The sequence below is a fragment of the Actinoalloteichus spitiensis RMV-1378 genome, assembly GCF_000239155.1.
In the GTDB taxonomy this organism is placed as follows: domain Bacteria; phylum Actinomycetota; class Actinomycetes; order Mycobacteriales; family Pseudonocardiaceae; genus Actinoalloteichus_B; species Actinoalloteichus_B spitiensis.
This window is the reverse complement of sequence record NZ_AGVX02000741.1, coordinates 1-1,532: the sequence shown is the minus strand read 5'-3', so window position 1 is coordinate 1,532 and position 1,532 is coordinate 1. Positions and strand designations below refer to the sequence as shown.

At 71.9% G+C, this 1,532-nt stretch carries 1 protein-coding gene and 1 riboswitch; the gene reads right to left on the bottom strand.

Annotated elements, in window-relative coordinates; genetic code table 11:
* Positions 1-43: 43 nt before the first annotated feature.
* Entirely contained in the window at positions 44-1,312 is a 1,269-nt protein-coding gene (locus tag ACTIDRAF_RS0224740) for a serine hydroxymethyltransferase (RefSeq protein WP_211215425.1), read from the bottom strand.
* A gap of 27 nt (positions 1,313-1,339) precedes the next feature.
* A riboswitch (ZMP/ZTP riboswitch) is annotated at positions 1,340-1,423 on the bottom strand.
* Positions 1,424-1,532: the final 109 nt, after the last annotated feature.

Below are 1,532 nucleotides of genomic sequence, written 5' to 3'. Positions count from 1 at the left end.
GGGCCCGGTCGGCCCCCGCGAGAGGGGCCGACCGGGGAGCGGGTCACGCCCAGCCGGGCATCGGGTAGCCGGACAGCAGTTCGGAGACCTCGGCGGACACGCGCGGCAGCACCTCGCCCTGCTCGCCCTTCGCGGTCGCCGTCACCACGGTGTCGATCCACTCCGCCACCCGGGGCATCTGCTCCGGTCGCAGGCCCCGCGTGGTGATCGCGGCGGTTCCCAGCCGGACGCCCGACGGGTCGAACGGCTTGCGCGGGTCGAAGGGCACGGTGTTGTAGTTGAGCTCGATCCCCGCCTCGTCCAGCGCCTTCGCGGTGGGCTTGCCGGCCACCCCCTTGCTGGTGAGGTCCACCAGGATCAGGTGGTTGTCGGTGCCACCGGACACCAGGTCGAAGCCGCGCTCGACGAGCGCCTCCGCCAGTGCCCTGGCGTTGGCCACCACCGTGCGGGCGTACTCGGCGAAGGCCGGTGCCGAGGCCTCCCGCAACGCGACGGCGATCGCGGCGGTGGTGTGGTTGTGCGGACCACCCTGGAGACCGGGGAAGACCGCCTTGTCGAGCGCCTTGGCGTGTTCGGCGGTCGACATCAGCATCGCGCCACGCGGACCCCGCAGCGTCTTGTGCGTCGTCGTGGAGATCACGTCGGCGTACCCCACCGGGGACGGGTGCGCCCCACCGGCGATCAGACCGGCGATGTGGGCGATGTCGGCGACCAGCACCGCGCCGACCTCCCTGGCGACCTCGGCGAACGCCGGGTAGTCGATGGTGCGGGGGATCGCGGTGCCTCCGCAGAAGATCAGCTTGGGCCGGTGCTCCCTGGCGAGGTCGCGCACCTCGTCCATGTCCACCCGACCGGTGTCGGCCCGCACCCCGTAGCGCACGCTGGTGAACCACTTGCCGGTGGCCGACACGCTCCACCCGTGGGTCAGGTGCCCCCCGAACGGCAGCCCCATGCCCATCACGGTGTCGCCGGGCTTGGCGAAGGCGAGGTACACGGCTAGGTTGGCCGGCGAACCCGAGTACGGCTGCACGTTCGCGTGCTCCACGCCGAACAGTTCCTTCGCCCGGTCCACCGCGAGCGTCTCGACCGGGTCGATGAACTGCTGACCCTCGTAGTAGCGGCGACCGACGTAGCCCTCGGAGTACTTGTTGGTCAGCACGGTGCTGGAGGCCTCCAGCACCGCCTGGGAGACGTAGTTCTCGGAGGCGATCAGGCGGAGCTTGTCGAACTGGCGCTGGGCCTCCCCCTCCACGAGGCGGACGAGGTCCGGGTCGGCCGCGGCCAGGCTGGGCAGTGGCGGCTGGTGCATCAGGGCTCCCGAGGGTTCGTTGGTACCTGGCCCCGGCACCCAGGCGCGCGGCGCCGGGATCTTCGCTCCACGGTGGTCGTTTCCACCTCGTACACGCCAGTCGCGACGGCGCGAGGATAACGCACCACCGGGTGGGCACCAGCGGTCAGTCCAGCCGGTTCCCGCTGGCCGGGAAGCACCCCCGAGGCGACGCCCGGCGCCGTGGACGGCCTCGCTCCCGGCC